The organism is Pseudodonghicola xiamenensis DSM 18339 (assembly GCF_000429365.1).
In the GTDB taxonomy this organism is placed as follows: domain Bacteria; phylum Pseudomonadota; class Alphaproteobacteria; order Rhodobacterales; family Rhodobacteraceae; genus Pseudodonghicola; species Pseudodonghicola xiamenensis.
Genome location: NZ_AUBS01000007.1, coordinates 120,321 through 143,298 on the forward strand (window position 1 = coordinate 120,321; position 22,978 = coordinate 143,298).

Annotated in this window: 24 protein-coding genes and 1 other RNA gene; 15 read left to right on the forward strand and 10 right to left on the reverse strand. The window is 64.3% G+C overall.

All coding sequences use genetic code 11. The features are described from left to right. The first annotated feature begins 45 nt into the window (after positions 1-45). The gene (locus G455_RS0110095; protein WP_028093597.1) at positions 46-468 is read left to right on the forward strand and encodes a DUF1810 domain-containing protein; all 423 of its coding nucleotides are present in this window, start codon (positions 46-48) and stop codon (positions 466-468) included. 426 nt (positions 469-894) lie between these two features. Here G455_RS0110095 and G455_RS0110105 read toward each other — a convergent pair whose 3' ends face one another. After that, the gene (locus G455_RS0110105; protein ID WP_028093598.1) at positions 895-1,101 is read right to left on the reverse strand and encodes a cold-shock protein; all 207 of its coding nucleotides are present in this window, start codon (positions 1,099-1,101) and stop codon (positions 895-897) included. Positions 1,102-1,330: 229 nt separating this feature from the next. Here G455_RS0110105 and G455_RS0110110 point away from each other — a divergent pair, with 229 nt between their 5' ends. Together G455_RS0110110 and G455_RS0110115 are read left to right on the forward strand one after the other, a co-directional pair. After that, positions 1,331-1,651, forward strand: coding sequence for an ArsC/Spx/MgsR family protein (locus G455_RS0110110; RefSeq protein ID WP_028093599.1), 321 nt, complete (start codon positions 1,331-1,333; stop codon positions 1,649-1,651). A 40-nt stretch (positions 1,652-1,691) separates the two neighbouring features. Continuing rightward, on the forward strand, positions 1,692-2,060 hold the full coding sequence (locus tag G455_RS0110115; RefSeq protein ID WP_028093600.1) for a hypothetical protein: 369 nt from the start codon (positions 1,692-1,694) through the stop codon (positions 2,058-2,060). On the opposite strand, the gene G455_RS0110120 is transcribed toward G455_RS0110115, so the two are convergent. From G455_RS0110120 to G455_RS23765, 5 genes are all read right to left on the reverse strand, one after another. Then, positions 2,057-2,794 (reverse strand): HvfC/BufC N-terminal domain-containing protein, encoded by a 738-nt coding sequence (locus G455_RS0110120; RefSeq protein WP_028093601.1) that lies wholly within the window; start codon positions 2,792-2,794, stop codon positions 2,057-2,059. The genes G455_RS0110115 and G455_RS0110120 overlap by 4 nt on opposite strands. Beyond that, a complete protein-coding gene (gene bufB / locus G455_RS0110125) occupies positions 2,791-3,645 on the reverse strand; it encodes an MNIO family bufferin maturase (RefSeq protein ID WP_028093602.1) in 855 nt (284 codons plus the stop codon). Before bufB ends, G455_RS0110120 begins: the two co-directional genes overlap by 4 nt. After that, positions 3,645-3,950 (reverse strand): BufA1 family periplasmic bufferin-type metallophore, encoded by a 306-nt coding sequence (locus G455_RS0110130; protein ID WP_028093603.1) that lies wholly within the window; start codon positions 3,948-3,950, stop codon positions 3,645-3,647. Before G455_RS0110130 ends, bufB begins: the two co-directional genes overlap by 1 nt. 139 nt (positions 3,951-4,089) lie before the next feature. Then, positions 4,090-6,036 (reverse strand): threonine--tRNA ligase, encoded by a 1,947-nt coding sequence (gene thrS / locus G455_RS0110135; RefSeq protein WP_028093604.1) that lies wholly within the window; start codon positions 6,034-6,036, stop codon positions 4,090-4,092. 175 nt (positions 6,037-6,211) lie between these two features. Next, positions 6,212-7,921 (reverse strand): ATP-binding protein, encoded by a 1,710-nt coding sequence (locus G455_RS23765; protein WP_051312351.1) that lies wholly within the window; start codon positions 7,919-7,921, stop codon positions 6,212-6,214. Between the two features lie 190 nt (positions 7,922-8,111). Between G455_RS23765 and gatC the strand changes: the two genes are divergently transcribed. The 6 genes from gatC (at position 8,112) to rpmG (ending at position 12,363) form a co-directional block, all read left to right on the forward strand. Then, entirely contained in the window at positions 8,112-8,399 is a 288-nt protein-coding gene (gatC, locus tag G455_RS0110145) for an Asp-tRNA(Asn)/Glu-tRNA(Gln) amidotransferase subunit GatC (protein ID WP_028093605.1), read from the forward strand. A 3-nt stretch (positions 8,400-8,402) separates the two neighbouring features. Then, positions 8,403-9,893, forward strand: coding sequence for an Asp-tRNA(Asn)/Glu-tRNA(Gln) amidotransferase subunit GatA (gene gatA / locus G455_RS0110150; protein WP_028093606.1), 1,491 nt, complete (start codon positions 8,403-8,405; stop codon positions 9,891-9,893). 40 nt (positions 9,894-9,933) lie between these two features. Next, positions 9,934-10,755, forward strand: a complete 822-nt coding sequence (locus tag G455_RS23770) for a hypothetical protein (RefSeq protein ID WP_051312353.1) — start codon at positions 9,934-9,936, stop codon at positions 10,753-10,755. Next, positions 10,742-11,443 carry an N-acetylmuramoyl-L-alanine amidase gene (locus G455_RS23775; RefSeq protein ID WP_051312355.1) on the forward strand — a complete coding sequence of 234 codons (702 nt, stop codon included), beginning with the start codon at positions 10,742-10,744 and terminating at the stop codon, positions 11,441-11,443. Before G455_RS23770 ends, G455_RS23775 begins: the two co-directional genes overlap by 14 nt. 147 nt (positions 11,444-11,590) lie before the next feature. Beyond that, positions 11,591-11,986: RNase P RNA component class A (gene rnpB / locus G455_RS25570), an RNA gene on the forward strand. A gap of 209 nt (positions 11,987-12,195) precedes the next feature. Beyond that, a complete protein-coding gene (rpmG, locus tag G455_RS0110165) occupies positions 12,196-12,363 on the forward strand; it encodes a 50S ribosomal protein L33 (protein WP_028093607.1) in 168 nt (55 codons plus the stop codon). Between the two features lie 432 nt (positions 12,364-12,795). Here rpmG and G455_RS0110170 read toward each other — a convergent pair whose 3' ends face one another. Together G455_RS0110170 and G455_RS0110175 are read right to left on the reverse strand one after the other, a co-directional pair. Beyond that, complete coding sequence (locus G455_RS0110170) at positions 12,796-13,533, reverse strand: Bax inhibitor-1/YccA family protein (protein WP_028093608.1); 738 nt, start codon at positions 13,531-13,533, stop codon at positions 12,796-12,798. A 319-nt stretch (positions 13,534-13,852) separates the two neighbouring features. Next, complete coding sequence (locus G455_RS0110175; protein WP_028093609.1) at positions 13,853-14,062, reverse strand: DUF1127 domain-containing protein; 210 nt, start codon at positions 14,060-14,062, stop codon at positions 13,853-13,855. Between the two features lie 124 nt (positions 14,063-14,186). Here G455_RS0110175 and G455_RS0110180 point away from each other — a divergent pair, with 124 nt between their 5' ends. Next, a complete protein-coding gene (locus tag G455_RS0110180) occupies positions 14,187-15,059 on the forward strand; it encodes a LysR family transcriptional regulator (RefSeq protein WP_028093610.1) in 873 nt (290 codons plus the stop codon). A gap of 35 nt (positions 15,060-15,094) precedes the next feature. Here the strand turns inward: G455_RS0110180 and G455_RS0110185 are convergent, their stop codons facing one another. Beyond that, entirely contained in the window at positions 15,095-16,051 is a 957-nt protein-coding gene (locus G455_RS0110185; RefSeq protein WP_028093611.1) for an NADPH:quinone oxidoreductase family protein, read from the reverse strand. Between the two features lie 301 nt (positions 16,052-16,352). Between G455_RS0110185 and G455_RS0110190 the strand changes: the two genes are divergently transcribed. The 3 genes from G455_RS0110190 (at position 16,353) to G455_RS0110200 (ending at position 19,236) form a co-directional block, all read left to right on the forward strand. Further along, entirely contained in the window at positions 16,353-16,724 is a 372-nt protein-coding gene (locus G455_RS0110190) for a helix-turn-helix domain-containing protein (protein WP_028093612.1), read from the forward strand. Between the two features lie 245 nt (positions 16,725-16,969). Continuing rightward, the gene (gene hisN, locus G455_RS0110195) at positions 16,970-17,770 is read left to right on the forward strand and encodes a histidinol-phosphatase (protein WP_028093613.1); all 801 of its coding nucleotides are present in this window, start codon (positions 16,970-16,972) and stop codon (positions 17,768-17,770) included. Positions 17,771-17,898: 128 nt separating this feature from the next. Then, positions 17,899-19,236: an 8-oxoguanine deaminase gene (locus G455_RS0110200; RefSeq protein WP_028093614.1), complete on the forward strand. Its 1,338-nt coding sequence runs from the start codon at positions 17,899-17,901 to the stop codon at positions 19,234-19,236. 188 nt (positions 19,237-19,424) lie between these two features. Here G455_RS0110200 and guaD read toward each other — a convergent pair whose 3' ends face one another. Further along, positions 19,425-20,714, reverse strand: a complete 1,290-nt coding sequence (guaD, locus tag G455_RS0110205) for a guanine deaminase (RefSeq protein ID WP_028093615.1) — start codon at positions 20,712-20,714, stop codon at positions 19,425-19,427. A gap of 137 nt (positions 20,715-20,851) precedes the next feature. On the opposite strand from guaD, the gene mgtE reads away from it, so the two are divergent. Beyond that, on the forward strand, positions 20,852-22,258 hold the full coding sequence (mgtE, locus tag G455_RS0110210) for a magnesium transporter (protein ID WP_028093616.1): 1,407 nt from the start codon (positions 20,852-20,854) through the stop codon (positions 22,256-22,258). Further along, a complete protein-coding gene (locus tag G455_RS23780; RefSeq protein WP_051312357.1) occupies positions 22,255-22,854 on the forward strand; it encodes a 5-formyltetrahydrofolate cyclo-ligase in 600 nt (199 codons plus the stop codon). The genes mgtE and G455_RS23780 overlap by 4 nt, the downstream gene beginning before the upstream one ends. Positions 22,855-22,978 lie beyond the last annotated feature (124 nt).

Below are 22,978 nucleotides of genomic sequence, written 5' to 3' on the forward strand. Positions count from 1 at the left end.
AGAGTTCCGCGTTGCGATGAGGCCGCGGGGGACTATCTTTCGAACATGGACGATCTTTCCCGATTTCATCAGGCCCAGACGGATGTCTGGCCGCAGGCGCTGGCCGAGCTTCGGTCCGGTGCAAAATGCAGCCATTGGATGTGGTTCATCTTTCCGCAGTTACGCGGGCTCGGTCGGTCGGCGACCGCGCGCCGCTTCGGGATCGCCGATCTTGCAGAGGCACGAGCCTATCTTGCCGACCCGGTCCTTGGGGGGCGGTTGCGCCAGGCGGTGGCGACGCTGTTGGATCATCGCGACCGCAGTGCCCAGGCCATCCTGGGGCCGGTGGACGCGGTCAAGCTGTGTTCCTGCGCCACGCTGTTCGAGGCGGCGGGGGGAGGGGCGGTCTTCGGGGAGTTGTTGGAGGTTTTCTACGACGGCCGCCGCTGCGGCCTGACGCAGGCGCTGCTGCGTGGTGAGAATGTATAGCGAAACGCTACACGAAACGTCATAAATACGTTACATTGGGGCATGGTGCGTTGGCTTCTCCCCCTCTGTATGGTCGTGGCGCTTGCTGCGGCGGATGGGGTGCGGGCGCAATCTCCGCTGGCCGAGGTGATCTGCGAATCGACGGGCAGGATGTATGATCGTCTGGAGGGGCGCATGCGCCTGGCGCGCGGCGCAACCGGCATCCGAGACCGCGACCAGGTGATCGAGGTCTGGTCCGGGGACCGCGGCAGATGGGCTCTGATCGCAACCTATGCGACCGGGATATCCTGTCTTCTGGCGATAGGCGAAGATTGGCAGACCCTCGCGCCCGAGGTTGCCGGAACCACTCCGTCAGCACCGGAGGGATAACAGAAGCGCCCGCCCCGACGAAGGGCAGGGACGGGCGAGTATCTGAAAGGGGAAAGTTTACAAGGCTTTCAAATCCGAGGCCATTTTCCGTCCGTCGCGTCCGTCCTGAAGCTCGTAGGAAACCTTTTGGTTGTCGGCCAACCCCGTCATTCCGGAGCGCTCGACGGCCGAGATATGCACAAACACATCCTTGCCGCCTTCATCCGGCGCGATGAAGCCATAGCCTTTGGTGGTATTGAACCATTTCACGGTGCCAGTCGGCATCTCCCGTGTCTCCTTCTGACTTGCTCTTGGCCCCGCGCGTCTTCCCAAGCGCGGGGGCGCGACCGATTGTACAGATGACCGGCTCAAGATCGTCAAAGGCGGTGTCTGATCAGCGGCAACGCAGGAAAAGGATCGCATGGAACCCATAAAAATCAAGGAAAAGGGGATGCGCCCGTCAAAGATGCCGGATATTTGCGCAGGGGGCGTTCATTGCGCAACGGAGACCGAGATGATCCTTTACGGCCTAAAGACCTGCGATACCTGCCGGAAGGCGCTGAAATCCCTGCCGGAGGCAGAGTTCGTCGATGTCCGGGCCGACGGTATGCCCGAAGGTGTGCTGGAAATGGCACTGGCACAATTCGGCACGGCGCTGGTCAATACCCGTTCCACCACCTGGCGCGGGCTGTCGGAAGAGCAACGCGGTCAAGCGCCGCTCGATCTTCTGCGCGCTCACCCGACACTTATGAAACGGCCGTTGATCGTGGTGGGGGACGGTCAGATGCATCTGGGGTGGACGGCGCAAACCCGTACTGCCCTTGGCGTTTCCTGATCCGCTCCCTATCTGAAATCCGGTCAAGGAGGCCAATATCATGCGAAACGCAGCCCTGGTTCTGGGTCTGATCGGCGGGGTCGTCGGGATGATCGTCGGGTTTTTCAGCTATGGCTATACCGTTGCGATCGATCATTTCGGCGAGGTGGACGGGTTTCTGGAGCAGGTGGCGAATGTGGACGTGATCCGCACCGCGTCGTTGTTGTCGCCGTTGCTGGCGATCGCCGGCGGTGCCATGGCGCGGGCCCGGGCGCTGGTCGGGGGGCTGCTGATGCTGATTTCGGCGGGCGGCATGTATTACGCCTTCGGCTTCAACGTCTTTACCATGTTCCCGATCGCCTTCGTCGGGTTGGGCGGTGTTCTGGCGCTGGCCGCCGGCAAGCCGGACGAGCCCAAGGCGCATTTCTAGGTCAGGCTGGCGCCGATGATCGCACCCCCCTGCAGCAGCAGGGTGAAGAGGGCGGCAAGATCGACATCCGCCGCCTCGGCTCGGGCGCGGTCTTCTGCCTCGCCCAGGGGGGCGCCCTGCAACAACGCCGCGACGAAGCCCGCGCCGCCCGGCGGCAAGGGCTGGGGGAGCGGGTCATAGGCGGGGCGGGTGATCAGCACATCCTGCGCCACGGCGCGCGGGGCAGGGGCATTTGTTTCGGTATTGAACCGCCAGATGTCGAAGATCGGCCAGGGAGAGCGCAGCAGCCGCAGCGCTGGGGCCAGGTCGAGGTGCACTTCGGCCAGTCGATCGGGCGGCAGGGCGGCGAGCTGCTGTGCCGGCAGTGGGGGAGCATCGGCGGCGTGATAAGCGTGGCGCAAGGCCAGATCCAGCCGCGCGACGTCGCCGAGATAGCCCAGATCGGCAAGCCGAGTGTCGGCCTCCAGAAATTCGGGGAAACCCTCACCATAAAGCATCAGCAGCGGTGAGGACGGTGGATGGGCGCGCAGGAACCGAAGGGCGAGGTCCTTCATGACCCCATCGCCAAGCAGCCGGGTGATCACCGGAAAGCCGGTGCAAAGCGCCTCGATCAGGCTGGCGGTGACGGTGTTGCGGTGGATGGCGAAGCGGCCGGGACGGTCGAACAGCCCCTCGGGCAGGGCGGAGGCCGGATCAAGCAGGTTGCGGGCAAGCCGCTCTTCGCGGGCGCTCATCGCGACAGGCTGCCGAGGGCACGGGCGGCGCGGCCCGCCTCGGCGGCGAGCACCGGCCAGTCGGGAATATCGTTGTCCCATTCGATCAGCACCGGACGCGGGCCGCTGCGGGCAAGCGTATGGTCAAGCAGCGCCCAGACCGGATCGGCGACTGGTGCCCCGTGGCTGTCGATCAGCACCGGTGCACCTTGATCGTCCTGCTGCGCCTCATGACCGCCAAGGTGAATCTCTGCCACCTGATCCAGCGGCAGCGCCTCGACATAGGCCTGTGGCGAAAAACCCAGATTGCAGGCCGACACAAAGACATTGTTGATGTCGAGCAGCAGTCCGCAGCCGGTGCGGCGGCTGAGTTCGGCCAGGAAGGCGGGTTCCGTCCAGGTGCTTTCGGTGAAGCTGACATAGCTTGAAGGGTTTTCCAGCAGCATCCGGCGGCCCAGAAACGCTTGTACTTGGTCGATATGATCGGCCACCCGCGTCAGCGTCGCATCGGTATAAGGCAGCGGGAGCAGATCGTTCAGAAAGGCGCCGTCGTGACTGGACCAGGCAAGATGCTCAGAGAAACTGGCGGGCGCCAGCCAATCGCACAGATGGCGCAACCGGGCCAGGTGATCGGGGTCCAGTCGGTCGCTGCCTCCGAGGCCGAGACCGACCCCGTGAACCGAGATCGGGAACCGCTCGTTCAGATGGCGAAGCTGTGCCAGCGGGCGGCCACCGTCCCCCATGTAGTTCTCGGCATGGATCTCGAGCCAGCGCACCATCCCGGGCGCGGCGCAGAGGTCGTTGAAATGCTGCGGCTTGAAGCCGACACCGGTGGCGTCGGGCAGGGCGGCTTGCCGCGCCGCGCCGGGCATCAGGACGGCAGATCGCGTTTCAGCGCTTTCAGCGCGCCGTGGCGCGGCGTGCCGTCGGCCATGGGCGGCAGGGCGATATCCTTGCAGGTGCCGAAATTGACCAGCTTCCAGGAATTGCCCTGATAATCCACGGTCGAACTGCCGGCGCAGGTCGTGCCGGGACCGGCGGCGCAATCGTTCTGTCCGGCGAGCGCGACGCCAAAGCATTTCTCCTTGGTCTGGGCGTCGACGCTGGAAGCTAGCGTCGTACTGAGCGCCGCACCAAGTGCGCCGGCAATCGCGAGGGATTTGGCAGTCTGGGACATGTGGGTTTCCTTCTCTTCAGTCGGGTTGTCTGAATGTTACAGGAAAACGAGCGCCTGTCTCTGGGGAAAGACAGCGGAGTTGCCGCTGTCTTGCGCCCCCCGGGTCTGGCGAGCCGGGGGGCTGTTGTATTGCCTGAAGTTACAGAAGATCGGGCGGCGTTGCCGCTTTGGACAGTTCGGCGGCGATCTCGTCGAGCGTTGCCATGCTGGTCTGTTTCTCACCCAGCCGGCGAACCGATACTGTGCGCTCCTCGACCTCGCGATGACCGACGGCCAGAATCACCGGCACTTTCGACAGCGAATGTTCGCGAACCTTGTAGTTGATCTTCTCGTTGCGAATATCGGCTTCGGCCCGGACGCCGCCAGCCTTCAGTCTGGCCACGACTTCCTGCACGTACTCATCGGCCTCCGAGGTGATCGAGGCAACCACCACCTGACGCGGCGCCAGCCAGAACGGCAGCTTGCCCGCATGTTCCTCGATCAGGATGCCGATAAAGCGTTCGAACGAGCCCAGAACCGCGCGGTGCAGCATGATCGGCCGATGCTTGGCGCCGTCCTGGCCGACATAGCTGGCATCCAGCCGTTCGGGCAGGTTGGGATCGACCTGCAGCGTGCCACATTGCCAGTCGCGCCCGATCGCATCGGTCAGCACGAATTCCAGCTTGGGACCGTAGAAGGCGCCTTCACCTTCCTGGATCTCGAAATCATAGCCGGCGGCCTTGCAGGCGTTGCCCAGCGATTCCTCGGCATGATCCCAGCTTTCCTCTGTCCCGATCCGCTTTTCGGGGCGGGTCGACAGCTTGATGCTCCAGTCGTGGAAGCCGAGGTCGGCATAGATGCCGGCGAGGAATTCGATGAACTTCTTGGTTTCGACCTCGATATCCTTCTCTTCGCAGAAGATATGCGCATCGTCCTGGGTAAAGCCGCGCACCCGCATGATCCCATGCAGCGCGCCCGAGGGTTCATAGCGGTTGCACGAGCCGAACTCGGCAATGCGCAGGGGCAGATCGCGATAGGATTTCAGGCCCTGGTTGAACACCTGCACGTGGCAGGGGCAGTTCATCGGCTTCAGCGCGTTGATGGTCTTTTCGCGCGCATGTTCCTCGTCGACTTCGACGATGAACATGTTTTCCTGATAGTTGTCCCAATGACCGGAGGCTTCCCACAGCTTGCGGTTCACCACCTGCGGCGTGTTCACCTCGACATAGCCGTCGCGTTCCTGCTGGCGGCGCATGTAATCCTGCAGCGTGGTGTAGACCTTCCAGCCGTTCGGATGCCAGAACACCTGGCCCGGCGCCTCTTCCTGCATGTGGAACAGATCCATCTCGCGGCCCAGCTTGCGGTGGTCGCGCTTGGCGGCTTCCTCCAGCATATGCAGGTAGGCTTTCAGTTTTTCCTTGTTCTGGAAAGCCACGCCATAGATGCGTTGCAGCATCGGACGATTGGAATCGCCGCGCCAATAGGCGCCGGCCACATGGGTCAGCTTGAAGGCATCGCCCGGCACCTGCCCGGTGTTCTGCAGGTGCGGCCCGCGGCAGAGATCCTGCCAATGGCCGTGCCAGTACATGCGCAGCGGCTCATCCCCGGGGATCGCCTCGACCAGTTCGACCTTATAGGGTTCGTTGTTGGCCTGATAATACTCAATCGCGCGGGCGCGTTCCCAGATCTCGGTGGTGACCGGATCGCGGCGGTTGATGATCTCTTTCATCTTCTTTTCGATGAGGCCGAGATCTTCGGGGGTGAAGGGCTCTTCCCGATCGAAATCGTAATACCAGCCGTTGGCGATGACCGGGCCGATGGTGACCTTGGTGGCGGGCCAGATTTCCTGCACGGCGCGGGCCATGATATGGGCCAGGTCGTGACGGATCAGCTCCAGCGCGGGCGCCTCGTCCTTCATCGTGTTGATGGCGATTTCGGCATCATGTTCCAGCGGCCACTGCAAATCCCAGTGCTTGCCATCGACGATGGCGCTGATCGCCTTCTTGGCCAGGGAATTGGAGATATCGGCGGCGACTTCTGCCGGCGTCACGCCTGCGGCATAGGATCGTTTGTTGCCATCGGGGAAAGTGAGAGAAATGTCGGCCATGATCTGGCTGCTCCTCGTCGGTTTGGCGCCCACGGAACGCCCGGTTGCGGGTAATATGGTGTAGGCGTCATGTGGCAGGGGGGCAGAGCCAAGTCAAGCCAGTGCGGCATCGGCCGCTGCGCATTACCGGACGGGAACGCGCAGCCGGGGTGATCGCGCCATCAGCGAGGTGGGGTCAGGATGCGGCCGCCTGGCTGCTCCGCGTGGGCACATATCTTTGCAGGCATTCGGCGATGTCGGTGAACTTGCAGGGCTTGGCGATACAGTCCTCCATCCCCGCCTGGAGATAGCTTTCCTTCTGGTCTGCCATCACATTGGCCGACAGTGCCACGATCGGCGTATGCTTGTTGGGGCCAGCGCCCTGGCGGATTTCCAAAGTGGCCTCAATGCCGCTTTTGCGCGGCATCTGGATATCCATCAGGATTAGATCGAACTCCTGTTGTGCCGCGGCGGCCACGGCTTCGACCCCGTCGGCGGCGACTGCGGGGCAGACACCCAGCCGGGCCAGGAATTTCCGCGCGATGAACTGGTTGGTCTTGTTGTCCTCGACCAGCAGGACATGGGCCTGATCGAAACTGCCGGGGGTGGGCGAAGGGCCGACTTCCAGCATGTCGACCGGGTGTTCGCCTTCGATCAGCGGAAAGGTGAACCAGAATGTGCTGCCATGACCAAGCCGGCTGTTGACCCCGGTTTCGCCGCCGTGAAGCTCGGCAAGCTGGCGGGCGATCGACAGGCCCAGCCCGGTGCCGCCGTAAAGCCGGGCGGTCGAATTCTCGGCCTGTTCGAACTGGTTGAAGATCCGCTGCGCCGCCTCATGGGTCAGGCCGATGCCACTGTCCTTTACTGCGACCTTTAGCATCTGGGTTCCCGGCAGGCGGGTGATCCGCACCTCGACCGCGCCCCGATCCGAGAATTTCACCGCGTTGGAGACATAATTCATCACGATCTGAGAAAGCCGGTCGCAATCGCCGACCAGATAGCGGGGGACATCCTCACCATAGCTGACCTCCAGTCTGATCCCCTTTTCGTCGGCCGCCGAGGACAGGGCGGAAAACACGTTGGTCACAAGATCCTCGCGCCGGAACACGCGTTTCTCCAGGGTCAGCCCGTGTTCGGTGATGCGGGAGAAATCGAGAATGTCGTTGACGATGCGCAGCAGCGTTTCGCCGGATTTCATCGCGGTCAGCAGCAATTCGCGCTGTTCGCTGTCCTGTGGGTAATCGTTCAGAAGCTGCACGGCGCCGATGATGCCGTTCAGCGGGGTGCGGATTTCATGGCTGACATTGGCCAGAAAGAAGGATTTCGCCTTGTTGGCCGCCTGCGCCTCGCGTCGGAGCTTTTCCAGGTATTCGGTGGTCTTCTCGATCTCCTTGGTGAACAGATAGGTGCCGGCGCTGCTCAGGACCATCACGTTCGCCAGAATCAGCGATATCCAGGTCGGTACCGTCAGCGTCCCGAGGAGTAAGACATTGGCGGTGGCCGCGACACATAGCAACAGGCCGATCCGGGTACCAAAGAGCAATATGATCAGGGGCGGCAGCGCCGCAAGATAGATTGCCGCGCCCCACAGATGGCCGCTGGGCGACAGGCCCTGAAGATTGATCTTGAAAAAGACGATCAGCACCAGTGCCCACATCGCCAGTCGACTGTTGCGTCCGTGCGCGATGGCGATCGGTGGCAGCAGGTAGAGCAGCCCGCTCCAAAGGCTCCATTGCGCGCGCAGCGGCGAGATGCCGTGGATGGTTTCGAAGGCGATCAGGCTGTCGATCAGATTGGTGAGGGCCGCCAGCAGGGAAAACCAGGTGACAAAGCGCCGCCGCGCGGTGTCGAGCCGGTTTTCCGGATCGAGCTGCGGCCAGATGAAGTCTAACAGAGAACTCGCCATACTGTGTAACACCTTTGGCAACGGGAACATGGGTGCCAAGAGAATCACCCTGAGGTTAAGGATGACGCGTTAGGGTTGAACAATCGTTAGCCGGCACCAGGATCGCCAATCCGGGGTGTGATGTGTGCTCAGACTTGAAGGCGGCGCTGCAGGGCGGTAAACGCCGAGCTGGAAAAGCAAGGGGTTCTTCATGTCGATCGACGAAAGCACCGCCGCCCGCGTGGCGAAGCTCGCCCGGATCCGGGTCGAGGAAGATGCGCTGCCGGCGCTGGCTGCCGAATTCAACACCATCCTCGGGTTCATCGAGCAGCTGAACGAAGTGGATGTCGAAGGAGTGGAGCCGATGACGAGCGTCACGCCGATGCGGCTGAAGCGGCGCCGCGACGAGGTGACTGACGGCAACCAGCAGGACAAGGTGCTGGCCAATGCCCCTGATGCGCGCGAGGGGTTTTTCGCGGTGCCCAAGGTGGTGGAGTAAGACATGAGCGATCTGAACAAGCTGGGTCTGGCCGAGGCGCGCGACGCGCTGCGCAAGGGCGATGTCACCTCGGTCGAACTGACCGAAGCCTGTCTGGGTGCGATCGAAGGCGCCGGAGCCCTGAACGCCTTTGTCCACAAGACGCCGGAACTGGCGCTGGAACAGGCCAAGGCCGCCGATGCGCGCCTGAAGGGCAGCGAAGAGGCGCCCGCCATGTGTGGTCTGCCGCTGGGGATAAAGGATCTCTTTTGCACCAAGGGTGTGCCGAGCCAGGCGGCGAGCCGCATTCTCGAAGGCTTCCTGCCGCAATATGAATCGACAGTGACGCAGAAGCTGTTCGGCGCCGGTGCGGTGATGCTGGGCAAGCTCAACATGGATGAGTTCGCCATGGGCTCATCGAACGAGACCTCGACCTATGGCGATGTGACCAGCCCCTGGCGGCGCGCGGGGGACGATGCGGCGCTGACCCCGGGCGGGTCCTCCGGTGGATCTGCTGCCGCCGTGGCGGCCGATCTCTGCCTTGCGGCGACCGGCACCGATACCGGCGGTTCGATCCGTCAGCCGGCGGCCTTCACCGGCACCGTTGGGATCAAGCCCACCTATGGGCGCTGCTCGCGCTGGGGCATTGTCGCCTTCGCGTCTTCGCTCGATCAGGCCGGGCCGATGACCAAATCGGTGCGCGATGCGGCCATCATGCTGGGCACCATGGCCGGGCACGATCCGAAGGATTCGACCTCGGCCGATCTGGCGGTGCCGGATTTCGAGGCGATGCTGACCGGCGATATCAAGGGCAAGAAGATCGGTATCCCCCGGGAATACCGGATGGACGGCACGCCGGCCGAGATCGAGAAACTGTGGTCCGACGGCGCCGCCATGCTGCGCGATGCCGGTGCCGAGATCGTCGATATCTCGCTGCCGCACACCAAATACGCGCTGCCGGCCTATTACGTGATCGCCCCGGCCGAAGCCTCCTCGAACCTCGCCCGCTATGACGGCGTGCGCTATGGCCATCGCGCCAAGCTCGCTGTCGGCGACGGTATCACCGAGATGTATGAAAAGACCCGCGCCGAGGGCTTCGGGGCCGAGGTGCAGCGCCGCGTCATGGTCGGCACCTATGTGCTGTCGGCGGGCTTCTATGACGCCTATTACAACCGCGCCCGCAAGGTCCGCACCCTGATCAAGAAGGACTTCGAGGACGCCTTTGCCGCTGGCGTCGACGCGATCCTGACGCCGGCCACGCCCTCGGCCGCCTTCGGTCTGGGCGAGATGGCGGATACCGATCCGGTCAAGATGTACCTGAACGACGTCTTCACGGTGACGGTGAACCTGGCCGGTCTGCCGGGGATTTCGGTGCCCACCGGGCTCGACGCGCAGGGGCTGCCCTTGGGGCTGCAACTGATCGGTCGGCCCTGGGAGGAAGGCGATCTGCTGAACACCGCCTATGCGCTGGAGCAGGCGGCGGGCTTTGTGGCCAAGCCGGGGAAATGGTGGTAAAACCCCGTCCTGCAAGATCAGGAACGGCAGGACGGAAGCCATGCGATATCTCTATGCGGCGCTCATTCTGGGTGGATTGAGCGCCTGCGCTCCGGCGGTTCCCGACAGTGGTGCCGGGATCGGGTACAATAATTCCCTGCAGGACCGGCGGGCCCGTGATGCGGCGCTTGCCGGTGGTGCGACATCGGCTTCGGTGGCGCCCCCCGTGGCGGTGTCTTCCGAGCCGCTGGCCGCGGCGGGGACCCTGCCGACCCAGGCGCCGGTGATCCAGCACTCTGCTGCGGCGGATGACAGCGCCGCCGAGATCGCCCGCGAAGCCGCCGCCGCACTGGGAGAGGCGCCTGCCGCCGCCGATCCGGGGGTGCCGTTGCAGGCAATTCCCGCCGCGCCTGCGTCGGCGGTTGCCAGTGCGGGCAACGGGGCGGTCGGTCTGTCCGACGAGAATGACTTCAAGGCCGTTTCCAGCCGCGAAAGCATCCAGAGCGATGCCGAAAGGATTGCCCGCAACCGGGCGCAATATCAGGAAGTCGAACCCACCGCGCTGCCCCGGCGCAGTGATGAGACTGGCCCGAATATCGTTCAATATGCGTTGAGCACCACCAATCCGCGCGGCATGCAGCTTTATTCCCGTTCGCCGTTGAAACTGCCGGGGCGGGCGGCGCGAAATTGCGCGAAATACGGCTCTGCTGATCTGGCGCAGATGGCCTTTCTCGAACGGGGCGGGCCGACGCGCGACCGGCTCGGGCTTGATCCCGATGGCGACGGTTTCGCCTGTAATTGGGATCCCGCGCCGTTCCGCCAGGCCGCGATCGCGGGCGCTGCGGCCAATGCCGGATCGACCTCTGGCCATGCGGGCGACTGAGGCGCGCGACGTGGCCCTGCCGCACTGGCATCCTTCCCCCAATTTTGGGGTGCGCAGGGACGGGTTAAGCCCGTCCCTGATCGTTTTGCACTATACCGCGATGGAGAGCGCGGCGGCGGCGCTGGAGCGGCTCTGTGACCCTCTGGCGGAGGTCTCTGCGCATTATCTGATCGGAGCCGACGGGCAGCTCTGGCAGATGGTCGACGAAGCGGCGCGGGCCTGGCACGCCGGTGCCGGGTGCTGGGCCGGGCGGGAGGATGTGAATTCCCGCTCGATCGGCATCGAGCTGGACAATCGCGGCGATCATCCGTTTTCCGAACCGCAAATGGCGGCGCTGGAGGCGCTGTTGCCTGGGATCATGGCGCGCTGGGGCATTGGCCCGGCGGGGGTGATCGGCCATTCCGACATGGCACCGGGGCGCAAGCGTGATCCGGGGCCGCGGTTCGACTGGGCCCGGCTGGCGCGGCAGGGGCTCGCGCTGGCGCATCGGCCCGGGCGGGGCGGGGCGGTGACGCCCGAGGGATTTCGGGCACTGGCCGTTGCGGCCGGATACCCCGCTGACGGTGACCCGGAGGAGCTGCTCGAGGCGATACGCCACCGTTTGCGGCCCTGGGGCCGGGGGAGGCTTGTCCAGGGCGATATGGACGCCTTGGCGGGGTTTGTCGCGGCACGGGCCGCATTGGCCTGAGCCGGCCTCTCAAGCCGGGCGCTGGGGCGCCCTCTTCGGGGCCTGGGGCCCGGGAAGAAGCCGCCCGGGCAGAGACGGGTAGGGACGAACCCTCCGGAAACGATCCCCATTGACCTGCCCCCTCCATCGCCCTTATCTGCACCTCGCGCGGAGGGCCGGATGGCCGCGGCGGTCTCGTGCCGTCGAGGAAAGTCCGGACTCCCTGAAGCAACGGTGCCGGGTAACGCCCGGGCGGGGTAACCCGACGGAAAGCGCCACAGAGAACAGACTACCGTCCTCCGGGGCGGAAAAGGTGAAACGGTGGGGTAAGAGCCCACCGCGCCCCTGGCAACAGGGGCGGCATGGCAAGCCCCACCGGGAGCAATGCCGAATAGGACCCCCGCGCGGTCAGGTCCCCGAAAGGGAAACCGCCGCTAGGCTCGCTTCAGCCGAGAGGGGTCGGGTTGGCAGCAGGAGGCGCGGCGCGAGTCGCGTCCCAGATGAATGGTCGTCGACGGGGCCTTGGCCCCTGAACAAAATCCGGCTTACAGGCCCTCCGCGCATGGATTTCTCCCCGGATCGGGGTGGCCAGAGAAGGACCCGAGAAGGATTCTGGCCCGCTTCGGGCGCCGGGTAGCCGGTGCTGCAGGGTTTGTGGGCCGGGATGTTGCGGAATTCGCGAAAACGCGGTTGACTCGGAGCCAGACCTGAGTAAAAGGCAGGCTTCATGAGAATTCTACGGGCGCGGCTGTGCCCGGCGCAGGAGAGACCCAATGGCGAAGCCGACCACCATCAAAATCCGCCTGAACTCGACCGCAGGCACCGGCCACTTCTATGTGACCAAGAAAAACGCCCGCACCATGACCGAGAAAATGGCGGTGCGGAAATACGATCCGGTTGCTCGTAAGCATGTCGAGTACAAGGAAGGCAAGATCAAGTAAGATCGCCTTTCCATGCCGGTTCGACCGGAAGCTGAGGCCGTGCGCAAGCGCGGCCTTTTTGCTTTGTGATAGGCCGATTTGTCTGGGTGCCTGGGGCAAGCCGGGGGCTCGGGGCAGTGCCTCCGCGCCGGTGCTCAGGAGGCTGTCGCGGCTTTCCCAGCGTGCGGGAGAGCCTTCGGCGCCGGTCTGTTTTCCGGGGTTGTGGTGCGATCTGGCGCGGGTGGCAGCAGGGGCCGCGTGGATCGACGGGGCAGGCTGGCGTGCTGGTCCGTCGCCATGGTTGCCGGTTATGCTGGGGCTTTGATCGCGGTCATGTTTCGCCCGTGTGCTGGGGGACTGAGACATCCTTGCCGCCGAGAGGAACACTCCCGTCGCATAGAAAAAGGGCCGGTCCATCGACCGGCCCTTCAGCTTTGGGATATTCCCTGCGGCTTATTCGCGGTTGCCCAGCAGTTGCAGCAGGAACATGAACATGTTGATGAAGTCCAGGTAGAGCTGCAGCGCGCCCATGATTGCGGCCTTGCCCAGCCACTCACGGTCGCCGGAGTGGGCATGTTGCAGGTAGACGCCCTTGATGTTCTGGGTGTCATAAGCGGTGAGACCGGCGAAGATCAGCACGCCGATGATCGAGATCGCGAACATGATCGCCGGCGAGCCGAGGAAGATGTTGATGATCGAGGCCACGACCAGGCCGATCACGCCCATCATCAGGAAGGTGCCCATGCCGGACAGGTCCTTCTTGGTCACATAGCCGAACAGCGACATGCCAGCGAAGGCGATCGAGGTCACCAAGAAGACCTGGGCGATCGAGAAACCGGTGAAGGCCACGAAGATCCAGCTCAGGCTCAGGCCCATAACGGCGGCGAAGGCATAGAAGAACAGCTGCGCGCCAGCGGCGGACAGGCGGTTCAGCGCGGCGCTGAAGGCAAAGACCATGATCAGCGGGGCGAACATCACCACCCAGCCCAGCATATTCGGGCGCAGCGTCAGCGGATCGCGGAAAACGCCGAGCAGCTCGGGGCTGGTGCCCACGGCCCAGGCCACAAGGAAGGTCAGCAGCATGCCCACGGACATGGTGCCGTAGACCTTGTTCATATGAGCGCGGAGGCCCTCGTCAATCTGGGCGCTGCGTGCGCCGGCAGACGTCCTGATCGTGTCGAATTCAGCCATTGATGGTCTCCAGTAAAAAACCGTTGGAACCGGTCCCGCAAGAGCACCGGCAATTGCCCCCAATATCGGAGAGGTGGGTCAGCTTTTCAAGGAGTTAGGGCGCAATTTCGACAAGTTGCGACAGCTTGGCCGGACCAGTGTGATTCGCCCTATGCGCGAATCAGGCATCGAATCAACGGGAAGGCGGAGGGGGGAGCGGGCTGAAACCAGACAGACCGCACACCCGGCGGGGTGGCGGCCTGTCAGTCCCGGTCGGCGGCGGGACAGGCGGTGCTGTTGACGGTTCGGGGAGGGAACCGGTGCCCGGGGGGCTGCAGCATCAGCAGCGCCAGGTTTCCGGGGCGTCCCAGAACGACCGGCTTGCCTCGGCGCGGGCTTCTTTGCGGCTGATACCGATATCTTCCAGCGCTCGATCATCCAGTTTCAACAGCGCGCGACGCTGGCGATGTACGGCGAACAGGTGGACCAGGCGGGCCAGCGGACGAAGCCAGGCTCTGCGCCGGCCGGCGGAGGTGGTTATGAAGGTCATGTCTCATCTCCTTCCAGGATTGTGATGCTTCGGTTGGTTGGATCAAATTTCTTGATCTATATGGCGAGGTGTGATCCATTTTGAAAACGAATGTTTTTGATTTCATTCATCAGGGTTTGTGATCATGAGGAATCTCGATCTGACAACGCTCCGCTCTTTTGTCGCGGTGGCCGATTATGGCGGCGTCACCAAGGCGGCGGGCTTCCTGCATCTGACCCAATCGGCGGTCTCGATGCAGTTGAAGCGGTTGGAGGAGCTGTTGGGGCTGGATTTGCTGGATCGCTCGGGCCGCAGCATCGCGCTGACCCCGGCGGGAGAGCAGCTTTTGGGGTATGCGCGCCGGATGGTGTCGCTGAACGACGAGGTGATGGCCCGGCTGACCGATCAGGCCTTTGAGGGAGAGGTCTTGCTCGGCGTGCCGCATGATATCGTCTATCCGGTGATCCCGCGGGTGATGCAGCGGTTCAACGCTGTATACCCTAGGGTCAATGTCAATCTGGTGACGTCGAACACCCGGCAGTTGAAGGCGGATTTCGCCCAGGGCGCCTTCGATCTGATCCTGACGACCGAGACCGGCATGGGCGAGGGCGGCGAGACCATTCACCGGATGCCGCTGCGCTGGGTGGGCGCGCGCAACGGATCGGCCTGGCGGCAGCGGCCGCTGCGGATCGGGTTTTGCCGCCATTGCATTTTCCGCACCGTCTCGATCGCGGCGCTGGAGGATGAGGGGATCGTCTGGGAGGCGGCGCTGGACAGCGATTCCGATCGCACCGTCGAGGCGACGGTCAGCGCCGATCTGGCGGTAGGGGTGCTGCTGGAGGGGACCCAGCCGGAACATCAGGAGGTGATCGACCACGGCGGCACCTTGCCGCCGCTGCCGGTGCAGGACATCAACATGTACGGGGCGGAGCGGGTGCGCGCCGAATATGTCGCGACGCTGGCCGGGCTGATCCGTCAGGGATTTGATGCGCTGCGGCCGATGCGCGCCGCCGGCTGAGACCACCGCGCCGGCGATCTCGGGGCGATGGCCGATTACATGGTGATCACCACCTTGCCGGTTGACCGCCGGTCGCGTAGCAACGCCAGCCCTTCCTCGACCTGGTCGAGCGGCAGGAGGTTGCTGACATGCGGCTTCAGCCGACCCTGCAGATACCAGCCGATCAGGGTGGCCAGGCTTTGCGTCACTGCCTCGGGGCGGAATTTCAGATATCCGCCGATGTAAAATCCGATCACCGTCAGGTTCTTCACCAAAATATGATTGGCGGGGATTTGCGGCACCTCGCCGCTGGCAAAGCCGATCGGCAGCAGCCGCGCCTCGGGGTTGCAGGCGCGAAAGGCGGCTTTCCACAGCTCCCCGCCCACCGCGTCATAGACAACATCGGCGCCGCCCAGCTCCAGCACCCGGGCACGCAGGTCTTCATCTGCTCCGATCAGGTGATCAGCGCCGGCGGCCTTGGCCACCGCCAGCTTGTCGTCCCCGCGGGCCTGGGCGATCACCGTGGCGCCCATCAGCTTGCCGATCTCGACCGCCGTCAGCCCGACGCCACCGGCCGCGCCGGTGACAAGCAGGGTTTCCCCGGGCTGCAGCCGGGCACGATAATCCAGCGCCATATGGCTGGTTCCATAGGCGATCTGAAAGGCGGCAGCATGCTCGAAAGGCATTTCATCGGGGATTTTTACCACGCGAGCGGCATCAAACACCCCTCTTTGGGCCAGACCGCCCTGGCCGCTGTAGATCGCGACCCGGTCGCCGGGCGTCAGGCCGGTCACGCCCGTGCCCAGCGAATCGATCACGCCGGCGATCTCCATCCCCGGGGTAAAGGGCAGGGACGGCGTGTCCTGATACGTGCCTTTCAGCATCAATAGATCGGCGAAATTCAGTCCGCATGCGCGGATTGTGACCCCGATCTGGCCTGGCCCGGGAACCGGATCTGGAAGATCGGTAAGCCGAGCCTGGCCTCCGGCTGAGGTCAGATGATAGGCGCGCATGAAATTTCCCCCTGTTGTCATTCACATAAACGGCAATAGGGAATTCTATGTCACATGCCCGGCCTCGAGCGAACCTATGATTGCGTCACGTCGCGTGATTTTGGAACGTACAACCATAGGGAAAGATATATTAGTTCTAAATCAACTGACTTGCGCTTATCGGAAAAGCCCGTACTATTCACTCAGCGGGTGCAAATGGCGTGCAGTGGGGAGGGGAACCGCACGGGAACGCCGCAAGCAAGGGCAGCGGAGAGGCGTCTTGGCCTTTGTCCGGCTCGTAAATTAACGTAAGGAGAAGCCCATGACCCATCCCGTTGACGTTCATGTGGGCAAACGGGTCCGACACCGCCGCTGGCTGGTGGGGATGACCCAGCAGCAACTGGCCGAAAAGGTCGGTATCAAGTTTCAGCAGATTCAGAAGTACGAGACCGGTGCGAACCGGATCAGCGCGTCCCGGCTCTGGGATATCGCCGATGCACTGGATGTTCCGGTGAGCTTCTTCTTCGAAGGTCTGGACGAGACCGAGAAGCAACCGGCGGGCAAGGCCAGCATCCCGGCCGATCTGATGGGCGATAAGGAGGCGCTGGATCTGATCCGCTCCTATTACGCCATTCCGGAAAATCAGCGCCGGCGCCTGTTCGAACTGGCCCGAGTGTTGAGCGACGTCGCCTGAAAATGGCGGCGCGGTCCCGGTCGTGCGGCCGGGACAATTACAGAACCGGCATCTCTGACGGGGGTGTCGGGCGCTGTGGTATGACCCGGTGGCTGTCTTCGCCCTTGTGTCTGTCTTCTCCCCCGTGCCCGTCGATGCGATCCTTGCCTGGGGTGTCCGGGGCGGGGCGCGCATCTGTGCCCTGTTTGCCGCCTTTGTGAGTGTGTCGGGTTGCATCCGTTTCCGCCTCGTGGCACCTGAGCGTCATGACCGATCCCGTGCTCTCCGCCCTTGGCGATCTCGATGTCGCCCATAAGCTGGCTGATACCGCCCGTGCGGTGATCCTGCCTTATTTTCGCCGTGCGGATCTGACCGCTGACAACAAGGTGATCGGCGGTTTTGATCCAGTGACCGAGGCCGACCGTGCCGCCGAACAGGCAATGCGGACGGTCCTGGCTGAACTGCGCCCCGAAGACGGTATTCTCGGTGAAGAGTTCGGCAGCGAAGCAGGCCGCAGCGGTCGCACCTGGGTGCTCGACCCGATTGACGGAACCCGCGGGTTTCTCAGTGGCACGCCGACCTGGGGGGTGCTGATCGCCCTGTCCGAGGCATCCGGGCCGGTGCTGGGGATCATCGACCAGCCCTATACCGGCGAACGTTTCGTCGGCGGCCCGGCGGGGGCTGAGATGACCGGGCCGCAGGGCCGCCGGACATTGAGCACCCGCCCAACTGCGCGGCTGGAGGAGGCGATCCTTTTCACCACCTTCCCCGAAGTCGGCACCACCGACGAACGCAGGGGCTTCGAAACGGTGGCGCGTCAGGTGAAACTCACCCGCTATGGCATGGATTGCTATGCCTATGCGCTTCTGGCCGCCGGCCATATCGACCTGGTGATCGAAGCCGGGCTGAACCCCTATGACGTCCAGGGCCCCATCGCGGTGATCGAGGCCGCCGGTGGCGTGGTGACCGACTGGCAGGGGGGGAGGGCCGATCAGGGCGGTCGGCTGCTCGCGGCGGCCAATCCGGAGCTGCACGCCCAGGCGCTGGAGATCCTGCGCCGGATCTGATCCCCCCCTTGGCTTGTGGCGAATCGATCCTCCGGCTAGGACAGGCAGGCGCCGAGTCCTTCGCCCGTCTTCTGTCGGCGCGTCTTTCACACTTCGTCACCGAAATGGGCCATATACGGAGTGTGCACATGACTGACATCCTGATCCGCAATGCCTTTGCCATCCTCACCATGGATGATGCCGGACGCGAACTTTCCGGCGAGGATATCCTGATCCGTGGCGGCATCATCGCCGCCATCGGCCCCGATCTGCCCGCCCCGGGAGCGGAGGTGATCGAGGCTTCGGGCTGCGTCGTCACGCCGGGGCTGGTCAATACCCATCATCACCTCTACCAGAGCCTCACTCGCGCGGTGCCCGGCGGCCAGGATGCGCTGCTGTTCGGCTGGCTCAAGACGCTCTATCCGATCTGGGCCCGCTTCGGCCCGGAAGAGGTCTATACCTCCGCCCTCACCGGGTTGGCGGAGCTGGCGCTTTCTGGCTGCACGCTGACCTCGGATCACCTCTATCTCTACCCGAACGGCGCCCGGCTCGATGACACGATTGCCGCGGCGGCGGAGATCGGGCTGCGCTTTCACCCGACCCGGGGCGCCATGAGTATCGGCGAAAGCGCCGGCGGGCTGCCGCCCGACAGCCTGGTTGAACGCGAGGCGGATATCCTGAACGACGCCATCCGGGTGATCGACACCTTTCATGATGCCCGTGAGGGGGCGATGGTGCGTGTCGGCATTGCGCCATGCTCCCCCTTTTCGGTCAGTCGAGAGCTGATGCGCGACGCCGCCCTTCTGGCGCGCGACAAGGGGGTGATGCTGCATACCCATCTGGCCGAGAATGACGAGGATATCGCCTACAGCCTTGCCACCTTCGGTTGCCGCCCCGGCCAATATGCCGAAGACCTGGGCTGGACCGGGCCCGACGTCTGGCATGCCCATTGCGTCAAGCTCGACGCGCAAGAGATTGATCTATTTTCCAGAACCCGGACGGGCGTGGCGCATTGCCCCTGTTCGAACTGCCGTCTCGGATCGGGCATCGCGCCGCTGCGCGCGATGCGTGATGCGGGCGTGCCGGTGGGCCTGGGCGTCGACGGTTCGGCCAGCAACGACAGCGGCAACCTGATCCTCGAGGCGCGCCAGGCGATGCTGCTGCAGCGCGTTGCCCGCGGCGCCGATGCGATGAGTGCGCACGAGGCACTGGAAATCGCCACCCGTGGCGGCGCCGATGTGCTGGGACGCCCTGACTGCGGCCGGCTGGCGCCGGGAAAACGCGCCGATATCGCGCTCTGGGACGTGACAGGTATCGACAGCGCTGGCAGTTGGGAGCCGGCGGCGTTGTTGCTGGCGGGGCCCGCGCGGGTGAAACACCTGCTGGTCGAAGGCCGTCAGGTGGTGCGCGATGGCGATATCGTCACGCTCGACCTGGCTCAGGTGATCTCGCGGCAGAACCGGCTGGCCGCCGCACTCAAGGGCTGAGGCACAGGGGGCTCTGCCCCCGGCCTGCGGCCTCCCCCGGGATATTTTCGCCAGATCGAAGGCAGTCAGCGTCTTTGTGGGCGCGGAGAAACGCATCTGGTTTCGGCGGACATCTGTGGCGCGCGGGGGCTTTATTTTTCTGGCTGTAAATATCCCGGGGGTGCTGGGGCAGAGCCCCCGCCACAGGCTCAGGATTTCACCCGCTGCCCGCCGATCCAGACTTCGGCCACGGCGCGATCATCGCCCATCATGATGGTGGGAAAGATCGCCTCCCAGAGCTCCTCGGCCTCCGCCTCGCGCTGGGCGATGGCGGGGGTGGAGGCGAGATTGAGCACCACCAGATCGGCCTCCATGCCGGGCGCGATATTGCCGATCCGATCCTCCATCCGTAGCGCCCGGGCGGAGCCGACGGTGGCGAGCCAGAGCAGTTGCGCCGGATGCAGCGGATTGTTGCGCAGCTGGCCGATCTCATAGGCGGCGGCCATGGTCCGGAGCATCGAGAAGCTCGATCCGCCGCCGGTGTCGGTGGCCAGCCCAATGCGATGCCCTTCGGCCATCAGCCCGGTCATGTCGAACAGGCCCGAGCCGATGAAGGTATTCGAGGTCGGGCAATGCACCAGGGCGGCGCCGACCTCGCGCAGGCGGTCCTTTTCGCGCGGCTCGAGGTGGATGGCGTGGCCATAAAGGCCGTTGGCGCCCAGCAGGCCGAAGGATTCGTAGGTGTCGAGATAGTCTCGCGCGTCGGGGAAGAGCTGCTTCACCCAGGCGATCTCATCGGTCTGTTCGCTCAGATGGGTCTGCATCAGGCACTCGGGGTGTTCGGCCCAGAGCGCGCCCATTGCCTCCAGTTGCTCTGCCGTCGAGGTGGGCGAGAAGCGCGGGGTGATGGCATAGGAAATCCGGCCCTCCCCATGCCATTTTTCCAGCAGCGCCTTGCTGTCGTCATAGGACGATTGTGCGGTGTCGCGCAGCCCTTCGGGCGCGTTGCGGTCCATGCAGGTCTTGCCCGCCACCACCCTTTGGCCGCGCGCCTTGGCTTCGGTGAAGAATGCCTCAACGCTGGCGGGGTGGATGGTGCAGAAGGAACACATGGTGGTGGTGCCCGCTGCCGTGGTCAGGTCGAGGTATCTGGCCGCGATTTCAGCCGCATAGGCCGGGTTGGCGAAGCGCATTTCTTCGGGGAAGGTATAGCTGTTCAGCCAGTCGATCAGCCGCTTGCCCCAGCTCGCGATCATCGCGGTCTGCGGGAAATGCACATGCGGGTCGATAAAACCAGCCACGATCACATGCTGGCCATGGTCGTGACGGCTGGCGTTCGGGTGTGCGGCTGCCAGCGCCGCCGTCTCACCGACCGCGGCGATCCTTCCGTCCCGGATCACCAGCGCCTCGTCCAGCCGGGCGGATGTCTCGGGCGTGGTCTCGAACGGTGTGCGGTCGAAGGACAGAACGCGCCCTGTCAGTAGGATTTCCTGGGTCATCTGCGATCCGTTTCCGCCATTGCTGTACCGCCTTCAGAGTAGTGGGGCTGACTGCTCAGGTAAATTACGCCATTGTCATTGTTTTTCTGTAGTAGCTTCTTCTATTTTGCCGCCAATCCGAACCGAAAGGGGTGAGCATGAGCACAGGCGACGACCGGGTCGAGACCGACATCCCTCAGGAGGAGATGGGCGGCGAACGTGCCTATACGCTCGACCGGCGGGCCATTGCCGCGATTCTCTATGCGGTGGACATCGACGATCGCGACAAGCTGATCGACCTGATGGAGCCGTTGCATGCGGCCGACATCGCTGACCTTCTGGAACAGATCAACGCCTATGACCGGGCGAGGCTGATTCGGCTCTATGGCAGGGAGTTCGACGGGGAGATCCTCTCGGAGCTTGATGAGGGGGTGCGCGAAGAGGTCATTCACCTGCTGCATCCGCAGGTGCTGGCCGAGGCTGTGCGCGAGCTAGACAGCGACGATGTGGTCGATCTGGTCGAGGATCTGGAGGGGCCGCAGCAGCAGGCGATCCTGGGCGCTCTCGAGGCCTCGGACCGGCTGGCGGTGCAGCAGGCGCTGACCTATCCGGAGAATTCCGCCGGCCGTTTGATGCAGCGCGAGGTAGTGTTTGCGCCGGAGCATTGGAACGTGGGGCAGGCGATAGATTATCTGCGCAGTTCCGAGGAACTGCCGGAGCAGTTCTATCATATCGTGCTGGTCGATCCGCGGATGCGTCCGGTGGCCAATGTGACGCTGGGCAAGCTGATGGGGTCGCGCCGCGAGGTGGCGTTGAAGGATATCGCCGAGGAGATGTTCCAGATCATCCCCGTCGATCAGGACGAGGCCGACGTGGCCTATGCCTTCAACCAATATCACCTGATCTCGGCGCCGGTGGTGGATGATGATGGCCGGCTGGTCGGGGTCATCACCATTGACGACGCGATGATCGTTCTGGACGAGGAGAACGAAGAAGACATCCTGCGTCTGGCCGGGGTGGGAGAGGAAAGCTCGCTCTCCGACCGGGTGATCGACACCACCAAACGGCGGATCCCCTGGCTGGTGGTCAATCTGGGCACCGCGGCACTGGCGGCGCTGGTGATTGCCCAGTTCGAACAGACCATTGCCGTGCTGGTGGCGCTGGCGGTGCTGATGCCGATCGTCGCCTCGATGGGCGGCAATGCCGGCACCCAGTCGCTGACCGTGGCGGTGCGGGCCCTCGCCACCCGCGACCTCACCCGCGCCAATGCCTGGCGGGTGATCCGGCGCGAGATGCTGGTGGGGCTGTTGAACGGGTTGACCCTGGCGATCCCGCTGGGGGTGCTGACGGCGCTGGCCTTCAGTACGCCGCTTCTGGGGGTGGTGATCGGCACGGCGTTGGTGATCAACCTTTTCGTGGCGGCGCTGGCCGGTGTGGTGATCCCGATCCTGCTGGACAAGCTGGGTGTCGATCCGGCGCTGGCCTCTGGTGTCTTCGTCACCACGATGACCGATGTGGTAGGTTTCTTCGCCTTTCTCGGGCTTGCTACCGTGGTGCTGCTGTGAGCGATCTGGCGGCGCTGAAAGACGCCGCGCGCGCCGCGGCCTTCGCCCGCCGCAAGGCCGCGCATGAGGCGGGCGGGGCGGGGCGTGCCGGGCTGCTCAGTTCGATCCTGGCGGGCTATCGCGGCGTGCCGCTGGCGGGCTACATGCCGATCCGGTCCGAGATCGACCCGCGCCCGGCGATGGCCGAGGCTGCGGCGCATGGCCCCGTTGCCGTGCCGGTGATCGAGGGGGCAGGGCAGCCGCTGCGCTTCGCCCTGTGGGAGCCGGGGGGCGAGATGATTGCCGGTCCCTTTGGCGCGCGGATCCCTGCGGCGCCAGAGTATATCGAGCCGGAAATCCTGATCGTGCCCTTGGTGGCCTTCGACGCCGCCGGCAATCGGCTGGGCTATGGCGGTGGGTTTTACGATCGCACGCTGGAGCAGTTGCGCGCCCGACGCGCCACGCTCGCCATCGGCTTTGCCTATGATGCGCAGGAGGCGGGCAGCCTGCCGCTGGAGCCGACCGATCAGCCGCTGGACCTGATCGTGACCGACAGCCGGGTGCTGGACCTGCGCGCGCCTCAGCTTCTTCGCGGGCGGCAGGAGCCGTCAGGCTAGCGCGCGACCGCGCGTGTGTCCTGTCGCGTCCTGCGTCGCGATTGGCGAAGGGCATCCCTTCCGGCTCACGATTTGTCTAGACGTCGAAGGCGTTTACCCCGCTGACCCCGGTCGCGCCGAGCGT

Bases quoted from the DNA above. Each gene is read 5' to 3' on its own strand.
- G455_RS0110180 (WP_028093610.1), top strand. From the start codon at position 14,187: ATGAGGAATCTCGATCTGACAACGCTCCGCTCTTTTGTCGCGGTGGCC.
- G455_RS0110110 (WP_028093599.1), top strand. From the start codon at position 1,331: ATGATCCTTTACGGCCTAAAGACCTGCGATACCTGCCGGAAGGCGCTG.
- G455_RS23765 (WP_051312351.1), bottom strand. From the start codon at position 7,921: ATGGCGAGTTCTCTGTTAGACTTCATCTGGCCGCAGCTCGATCCGGAA.
- hisN (WP_028093613.1), top strand. From the start codon at position 16,970: ATGACCGATCCCGTGCTCTCCGCCCTTGGCGATCTCGATGTCGCCCAT.
- G455_RS0110115 (WP_028093600.1), top strand. From the start codon at position 1,692: ATGCGAAACGCAGCCCTGGTTCTGGGTCTGATCGGCGGGGTCGTCGGG.
- mgtE (WP_028093616.1), top strand. From the start codon at position 20,852: ATGAGCACAGGCGACGACCGGGTCGAGACCGACATCCCTCAGGAGGAG.
- rpmG (WP_028093607.1), top strand. From the start codon at position 12,196: ATGGCGAAGCCGACCACCATCAAAATCCGCCTGAACTCGACCGCAGGC.
- G455_RS0110170 (WP_028093608.1), bottom strand. From the start codon at position 13,533: ATGGCTGAATTCGACACGATCAGGACGTCTGCCGGCGCACGCAGCGCC.
- bufB (WP_028093602.1), bottom strand. From the start codon at position 3,645: ATGCCCGGCGCGGCGCGGCAAGCCGCCCTGCCCGACGCCACCGGTGTC.
- G455_RS0110130 (WP_028093603.1), bottom strand. From the start codon at position 3,950: ATGTCCCAGACTGCCAAATCCCTCGCGATTGCCGGCGCACTTGGTGCG.
- thrS (WP_028093604.1), bottom strand. From the start codon at position 6,036: ATGGCCGACATTTCTCTCACTTTCCCCGATGGCAACAAACGATCCTAT.
- G455_RS0110095 (WP_028093597.1), top strand. From the start codon at position 46: ATGGACGATCTTTCCCGATTTCATCAGGCCCAGACGGATGTCTGGCCG.
- G455_RS0110185 (WP_028093611.1), bottom strand. From the start codon at position 16,051: ATGCGCGCCTATCATCTGACCTCAGCCGGAGGCCAGGCTCGGCTTACC.
- gatA (WP_028093606.1), top strand. From the start codon at position 8,403: ATGAGCGATCTGAACAAGCTGGGTCTGGCCGAGGCGCGCGACGCGCTG.
- G455_RS0110105 (WP_028093598.1), bottom strand. From the start codon at position 1,101: ATGCCGACTGGCACCGTGAAATGGTTCAATACCACCAAAGGCTATGGC.
- G455_RS0110120 (WP_028093601.1), bottom strand. From the start codon at position 2,794: ATGAGCGCCCGCGAAGAGCGGCTTGCCCGCAACCTGCTTGATCCGGCC.
- gatC (WP_028093605.1), top strand. From the start codon at position 8,112: ATGTCGATCGACGAAAGCACCGCCGCCCGCGTGGCGAAGCTCGCCCGG.
- G455_RS23775 (WP_051312355.1), top strand. From the start codon at position 10,742: ATGCGGGCGACTGAGGCGCGCGACGTGGCCCTGCCGCACTGGCATCCT.
- G455_RS0110190 (WP_028093612.1), top strand. From the start codon at position 16,353: ATGACCCATCCCGTTGACGTTCATGTGGGCAAACGGGTCCGACACCGC.
- G455_RS0110200 (WP_028093614.1), top strand. From the start codon at position 17,899: ATGACTGACATCCTGATCCGCAATGCCTTTGCCATCCTCACCATGGAT.
- G455_RS23770 (WP_051312353.1), top strand. From the start codon at position 9,934: ATGCGATATCTCTATGCGGCGCTCATTCTGGGTGGATTGAGCGCCTGC.
- G455_RS0110175 (WP_028093609.1), bottom strand. From the start codon at position 14,062: ATGACCTTCATAACCACCTCCGCCGGCCGGCGCAGAGCCTGGCTTCGT.
- guaD (WP_028093615.1), bottom strand. From the start codon at position 20,714: ATGACCCAGGAAATCCTACTGACAGGGCGCGTTCTGTCCTTCGACCGC.